A 6,378-nucleotide genomic window follows, 5' to 3' on the forward strand; every position below is an offset into this window, starting at 1 on the left:
CCAAGCAGGCAGCTGAAATGGCGCTAGATGAGCTGGAAGCCAAATGGGGGGATAAATACGAGAAAGTCATTCGTTCATGGCGTGAAAAATGGCATTTACTCAGTGCCTATTTCAAATATCCGAAAGCAGTTAGGAAGCCGATTTATACTACCAATGCGGTTGAGGCAGTACATCGCCAATTCAGAAAACTGACCAAAACCAAAGGGGCTTTCCCGAATGAAAATAGCCTGCTGAAATTGCTGTATATTGGCATTCAACAGGCTTCTGAAAAATGGACAATGCCGGTGACAAACTGGAGGCAAACCATCACACAGTTATCGATTTACTTTGAAGGCAGGCTCGATGATATAATTAAACTCTAGCCAATTCGGCTGACACAGAATTTTGAACGCTCTCGAAATGGACTGTGCAGATGTGTTTGATTATATCAAGTATTTTACAATCGAATCAGGGGCTATTCATATCTCTATGGTATGTGCCCCTTCAAAATAAGGCTATCTCATCTCTAGGATACTGGGAGCAATCCAGTAACTATTTTTGCTTCCCATATTTTGGTTTATAACCAACATTTAATAGATGTGAAAAATATTTTTTAACATTCTCTTGATCTATTAATTCGGCTTCAATTCTTTCCTGAAAATCTTCTTGTGTTTCGCCTATTTTTCCAAACTCACGTCCAAAATCTGGATTGTCATCAATATCGCAAAGTTTTTGCGCAAAATATGAAATTTGCTTTGCTGTTAATTTATATAAATTTTCTGGAGCTTTATCACTGAGTCTTAGAACGGTATCTTTTTCAAAAAAAGTAAACTCTATATCAGTAATAGTTCTACCTTCTTTTTTCTGGGTATAAGTAACTTCAATATCAGTAAATTTATTGATTTGTTCTATAGCCACTTTTAGAACGCGCTTTTTAAAATCTCCCATTTGAGGGTATTCATCTTCTAGCAAGCCTAATTTTTCTCTAAGATCTGCAATAGGGACATACAGCTTACCTGTGGATCTCCAACGTATTAAAAGCTCGTACAGTCGAATAGCGTAAACACTGGTAAGTTGCGAAATTTGCTTAAGTTCATATCTAGTAAATTTTTCTTCAAGCTTAATGAAAAGAGGAAGGATATCAGGAGCAAATATCAACTGTACAAAAGCAGCCTCTTTCACATAACCTACTTTAGTTACCCAGCGACTTTTATAAACACCTTTTTTTCCTGTAACAGGATCTATCGCTTTATAATTAAGTCTACGTTCAAACAAATTATCACATGCTGCTTGTAATGCTTCGTATGCTGATTGTCGACCAAGCTTGAACTGTTTCATATACTCCGAGGCATGAATCGTTAGCATAGTATCAGCCGTCAATTCTGTCTCAATCTCACGGGCGGCAAGAATTGCTATTAAAATTAATCTTTGTTCTGAAAGATTTAGTGCATATGAAGCTTCAATTAAATTATTATCTTTATAAATTACATTATTGCCCATGTGTCAGTACTAAAATTTTTGATTAACAATACATGGACAATACTACTTAATGTCCACAAATGGAAGTTTTTTTTATAGAAGGAATTTGTCCATTTATGAAAGGAATTTGTCCTTTCATATAAAGGAATTTGTCCTTTCATATAAAGGAATTTGTCCTTTCATATAAAGGAATTTGTCCACTTATTGGTAGGAATCTGTCCACTTTAATTCTTTGTATTCCACTAATATCAATAGTTACAGCTGCTATATAAATAATAAATTTAAAATATATATAAAATAATAAAAAGAACCTTACTTGTGGATAACTTTTAAATTAATTATTTATCACGATAGTTGATTTTTACATGAAATCATTTTACATTACTTTAATTATTAAACTTACGTAACTTACATAAAATATGATTATATTAGTTGGTGGTGAAAAAGGTGGTGCTGGAAAAAGCTGCTTATCTCAAAATTTAGCAGTATACCTTCAAACAAAAAATAGGGATGTTCTTTTATTAGATGCAGATCCTCAAGGAACAACAACTGACTGGATAAAAGAACGTGATGATAATGATGATTTAAAAGATATTCCTTCAGTTCAAGCTTCTGGTAATATCCGTTCAGTTCTCAAAGATCTGCAAGGTAGATATCAAGATATTGTAATTGATGCCGGTGGGCAAGATTCTGAAGCTTTACGTTCTGCAATGACAATTGCTACTCATATGTTATTACCTTTTAGACCAAAACGAAGGGATTTAAAAACATTAGCACATATGGAACAAGTTTTAAAATTAGCTAAAACTGTCAATCCAGATCTTATTGCAAGAGCAATTATTACACAATGTCCAACGTTACCATCACAAGTTCAAAGAATTTTAGATGCGAAAGATGCATGTAAATCATTTGGTATAAATGCGTTAAATGCGATTACGACTAATAGAAATGTCTATGATGACGCTGATGAAAATGGCCTTTCTGTTTTTGAAGTAAATAGTGATCAAAAAGCAAAAGCAGAGATTAAAAATATAGCTAATGAATTTTTAGGAATTTAATCATGGCTGGATTAAACGGTTTAAAAAAGAAAGTTGAAATATCTCCAGAAGATCAGTTAGCAGAAGTATTCATATCTGGGGCTGAAAAAAGGGTAAGAGCTTTAGAAACCAAAGAGAAAAAATTTATTAGATGTACATTTTCTTTGAATGATGAAGTTAATCAGTTAATTGATGAACTGGTAGTTAAAAGTCAAAATGCTCGTGTTAGTAGATCAAGTATCGTTAGAATTGCATTAGAAAATTTGGCTTCAAAAAGCTCTGAAGAAATTAAAGAAATAGTTAATCAACAACTTCCGTAATAACTTATTTAAGTTACGTAACTTATGATTGTTACGTAACCTTATCTCTTATAAATTATTACTAAAATTTTTTTTTATAGATTTTTATAACTCATAAAATAACAAAGAAATAACTAGGCAACAATTCCCTTAACAACTTATTCAAGTTACGTAACTTATGATTATTACGTAATATTTTATCACACAAATAGTTCCTAAAAGCTTTCTAGTAGATTTTAAAAACTCAAATAAAATTAAAAAATGATTAGGTTCTTTGAACATTTTTTGTGCATTAAATTGGTTGTCATTTGATAAATAAGTTGTTGTTTTTATTAACTAAATTTTATGAACTTTAATGTGGTTCCGTTAATTAGACCACTCAATTCAGTTTTATAAGTGATAAATCCGCTCTAAATATTTAAATTATGCTGCCATTACTTTTAGTAAATGTTGATCATAAAATTCATTTGGTGTTGCCTTATTCAAACTTGAATGAGGACGTATCATGTTATAAAAATCCAAATATTCAGCAATTGATAGTTTCGCTTGTTTAACCGTATCGTAAGCCTTCAAATAGACTTCCTCATGCTTCACGCTGCGCCATAAACGCTCAATCATTACATTATCCATCCATCGTCCTTTCCCATCCATACTGATACGGATATTTCGCAATTTTAACTCATTCAAAAATGCCTCGCTTGTGAATTGACTGCCTTGGTCTGTATTAAACACCTCAGGACAACCATATTTCACAATTGCTTCTTGCAACGCATCTATGCAAAAGTCTGTTTCCATACTGATCGATACTCGATGAGCCAGTACTTTACGACTATGCCAATCTATAATTGCACACAGATAGACAAAGCCTTTAGCCATAGGAATGTACGTGATATCTGTACACCAGACTTGATTAGAGTGATCGATGACCATGTTTTTCAACAGATATGGGAAAATACGGTGTGCAAGATTAGGCTTACTGGTATTGGGTTTTGGATACAAGGCATGTATTCCCATCAAGCGCATTAAACGTCGGACTTTACGCCGACCTATTTGATGTCCTTGACGCTGTAGCATATCTCGTATCATTCGACTGCCCATAAATGGGTAGTCGAGATGAATTTCATCGATTAGACGCATCCAACTCAAATCAGTTGATGAAATCTCTTTGGGCTTGTAATACAACGTACTGCGATTGATTTGAATCAATTGCGATTGTTGTCGTACCGAAAGTTGATGGGTCTTATCGATCATTTTTTGCCGCTCAGCTGCCCTATTTTTCTGAGCGCACCTTCTAAAAAATCAATTTGCAATGCCTGATGTCCTATCTTGGCATGTAGAGCTTTGAGGTCAATCTCTGGTTCTTGTTGTGCTGTTGGTCGTGAAAAAATATTGACTGATTGCTCAAGCAGTTGATTTTTCCAATCGATGATTTGGTTTTGATGTAAATCGAATTGAGTAGAAAGTTCAGCGAGTGTGTGGTCGCCTTTAATTGCTGCGAGAGCAACTTTAACTTTAAACTCTGCTGAATGATTACGACGTTTTCTTCGTGTCATGGTTGACTCCAAAAACAAGCATTTCCCATGCTTATTGGGGAGTAGATTATCACTTATAGGCGTGGTCTAAAATCCTAGAACCACATCAGTCATGGTGTGAGCCATCGATTTGTACCAGTTCACCATAACAATCCCGGTTATATCGAGGCTGATATGGGCGTTTCAGGCGCTTGGAGCGAGGAATCCATAAATCGGCTGCAATCATCCAGCAACGCAGGGTTTCCACTGAAAGATCGAATCCATGAACGGTAGTGAGCTTTTCATGCGCTAAAGTGGGTCCGAAACCATGGAGTTGATCCGAAACAATATTGAGGCACTTGAGTCTGAGTTCTTCAGGAAGTTTGCAGTTGCTGGTTTGGCCACGACCAGCATGGGCTAATGCAGCTGGGCCTTGAGCTTTGTATTTCTGCAGTAAGCGTCTGATCTGACGTTCTGAAATATGAAGTAGCTGAGCAGCCTGGGATTGAGTTATGCGTTGATCGCAGATTTCCTGCAAGACCGACAATCGTTTAAGTTCTTTATCCGACATAGACACCAACATATCAAACCGTCCGCTTCGATAATCGCAAAAGCGCATATTCTAAAAGCGGACATTTTTACTTTGGAGAAACCGGACATTTCTATTTGGGGCTTACAAAATCATTTTGTATAAGCACCATTATGTTAAATGGGGATGTATTTCGTATGGTATCCCACTTATGATGAAATGGGATTTTAAATTAAAATCGTCTTATTATTTCAACATATCATCAATTATCAATAGCTTAGCGATAAATCTTTCTTTTGGGCTGTTCAAGTTGCGAACCATACCATTAAAGACAGGTGTTATCTCAAAGAGATCTAATTTACTTAAATGTTTATCTGAGTAATCCATAGGATTATAGTCATCAGGATCGATAGACTCTAAAAGTTTCTGATGTTCCTTAGCTTCAGCTTCTTGCTAATTGTAAAGATCTAAAAATTTTGGTGAATACATAGAAAAATCTATATCATTTCTAAGATCTGAATCTATACCTCTTGGATAATGATACTCATGTTTAAAATCAATCTGAGCATGACATAATAGTTGTTTTGCTAAAGCTAACTTTTCTTCTGGATTTGAAGTAAATGCAACAATTGATCCGGAAAGACTTTTAGTTAGTTTGGGTGTATTTGAAACTTCTTTTTTTTTAAATAGAGAACTAAAAAAACTCATAAAAATACTCTTTTGTATTTAAGTTAATTGGCACATTTGTTTGACTTTATCAGCAACGGCAATAGCTTGATCATTAAAAGATGATCCCCTAGTTTCTAAAGCCCCTGCATAACGTAAAAGAATTTCTATTGTCTCTTCATTTTTAAGAAATGTTTCTAGGAATGAAGGAGGTATGCCTCTAGATTTGCAAAGGGCCGTAAGTATGGCATAAAATTCTCCTACCTTATGTTGATTTTGTACCCAGGATGGATATCTAGCATTACCATTATTAACATCAACATGCGCCAGATCCTCTCTGGCTGATTTTAAATTTACTTTATTTTTAATAAAGTTGCTAAAAATAATAAAAACAATAAAAGCTAATACCAGAAAAAATAGAAATTCCATACAAGTTCCTAATTATACTAAAAATATTAAGGATAATATTTGATACATGATAAAATATAAATGTAAATATTTCCTAAGATTAACATAATACATGTTATACGAAATTAAACTGTTAGAACCCATTTAAAGTGTCTATATTCTCACCAATAAAAATGTCTGGTTTATGATGGTTTTTATCACCATGGACTGTATATAAAATATAGATGCTGATCACTATGTCTGATAAAGAAATTCAACGTCTTGCAGTTCTGCAAGACGTTAGAGATCATCGTATTACCCAGGTCCGTGCTGCTGAAATCCTGAATCTTTCCACCCGTCAAATGGCACTGTTGCAAATAGAGATTTGAGTCGATGATGTTCCCTTTAAAAAGTACTTAGAGACCGAAAACCCTGTTGATTAGACACACTTCACCCTGAGGCTGACCATAATAAAATGACGATGCTTGTCC

The 6,378-nt window shown here is 34.4% G+C and carries 8 protein-coding genes and 2 pseudogenes; 4 read left to right on the plus strand and 6 right to left on the minus strand.

The annotated features are described in order from the left end of the window. Positions 1 to 362, plus strand: a 362-nt coding sequence (locus FTT87_RS15405) for a transposase (RefSeq protein WP_180175075.1), incomplete at its 5' end; no start/stop codon positions are given. Between the two features lie 169 nt (positions 363 to 531). Here the strand turns inward: FTT87_RS15405 and repM are convergent. Continuing rightward, entirely contained in the window at positions 532 to 1,479 is a 948-nt protein-coding gene (repM, locus tag FTT87_RS15410; protein ID WP_180175076.1) for a replication initiation protein RepM, read from the minus strand. A gap of 398 nt (positions 1,480 to 1,877) precedes the next feature. Here repM and FTT87_RS15415 point away from each other — a divergent pair, with 398 nt between their 5' ends. Both FTT87_RS15415 and FTT87_RS15420 read left to right on the plus strand, forming a co-directional pair. Next, positions 1,878 to 2,516: an AAA family ATPase gene (locus FTT87_RS15415; protein WP_180175077.1), complete on the plus strand. Its 639-nt coding sequence runs from the start codon at positions 1,878 to 1,880 to the stop codon at positions 2,514 to 2,516. A 2-nt stretch (positions 2,517 to 2,518) separates the two neighbouring features. Further along, on the plus strand, positions 2,519 to 2,815 hold the full coding sequence (locus FTT87_RS15420; RefSeq protein WP_180175078.1) for a hypothetical protein: 297 nt from the start codon (positions 2,519 to 2,521) through the stop codon (positions 2,813 to 2,815). 402 nt (positions 2,816 to 3,217) lie between these two features. Here FTT87_RS15420 and FTT87_RS15425 read toward each other — a convergent pair. From FTT87_RS15425 to FTT87_RS15440, 4 genes and pseudogenes are all read right to left on the minus strand, one after another. After that, positions 3,218 to 4,347 (minus strand): IS3-like element ISAcsp5 family transposase gene (locus tag FTT87_RS15425; RefSeq protein WP_119026777.1). Its coding sequence is split into 2 segments (ribosomal slippage): positions 3,218 to 4,095 and positions 4,095 to 4,347, totalling 1,131 coding nucleotides; the frame shifts between segments, so codons are not numbered across the junction. A gap of 88 nt (positions 4,348 to 4,435) precedes the next feature. Beyond that, positions 4,436 to 4,876: pseudogene (locus FTT87_RS15430) on the minus strand (helix-turn-helix domain-containing protein); the annotation flags it as partial. Positions 4,877 to 5,287: 411 nt separating this feature from the next. After that, on the minus strand, positions 5,288 to 5,542 hold the full coding sequence (locus FTT87_RS15435) for a hypothetical protein (protein WP_180175079.1): 255 nt from the start codon (positions 5,540 to 5,542) through the stop codon (positions 5,288 to 5,290). An 18-nt stretch (positions 5,543 to 5,560) separates the two neighbouring features. Further along, positions 5,561 to 5,929, minus strand: a complete 369-nt coding sequence (locus tag FTT87_RS15440) for a hypothetical protein (RefSeq protein ID WP_180175080.1) — start codon at positions 5,927 to 5,929, stop codon at positions 5,561 to 5,563. Between the two features lie 215 nt (positions 5,930 to 6,144). Here FTT87_RS15440 and FTT87_RS16130 point away from each other — a divergent pair, with 215 nt between their 5' ends. Continuing rightward, positions 6,145 to 6,276 (plus strand): hypothetical protein, encoded by a 132-nt coding sequence (locus tag FTT87_RS16130; RefSeq protein WP_257230595.1) that lies wholly within the window; start codon positions 6,145 to 6,147, stop codon positions 6,274 to 6,276. 27 nt (positions 6,277 to 6,303) lie between these two features. Here the strand turns inward: FTT87_RS16130 and FTT87_RS15445 are convergent. Beyond that, positions 6,304 to 6,378: pseudogene (locus tag FTT87_RS15445) on the minus strand (IS6 family transposase); the annotation flags it as partial.

The organism is Acinetobacter sp. YH01022 (assembly GCF_013420235.1).
Classification (GTDB): Bacteria; Pseudomonadota; Gammaproteobacteria; order Pseudomonadales; family Moraxellaceae; genus Acinetobacter.

Coding starts and splice junctions, on each gene's coding strand:
- repM (WP_180175076.1), bottom strand. CDS start 1,479: ATGGGCAATAATGTAATTTATAAAGATAATAATTTAATTGAAGCTTCA.
- FTT87_RS15415 (WP_180175077.1), top strand. CDS start 1,878: ATGATTATATTAGTTGGTGGTGAAAAAGGTGGTGCTGGAAAAAGCTGC.
- FTT87_RS15420 (WP_180175078.1), top strand. CDS start 2,519: ATGGCTGGATTAAACGGTTTAAAAAAGAAAGTTGAAATATCTCCAGAA.
- FTT87_RS15435 (WP_180175079.1), bottom strand. CDS start 5,542: ATGAGTTTTTTTAGTTCTCTATTTAAAAAAAAAGAAGTTTCAAATACA.
- FTT87_RS15440 (WP_180175080.1), bottom strand. CDS start 5,929: ATGGAATTTCTATTTTTTCTGGTATTAGCTTTTATTGTTTTTATTATT.
- FTT87_RS16130 (WP_257230595.1), top strand. CDS start 6,145: ATGTCTGATAAAGAAATTCAACGTCTTGCAGTTCTGCAAGACGTTAGA.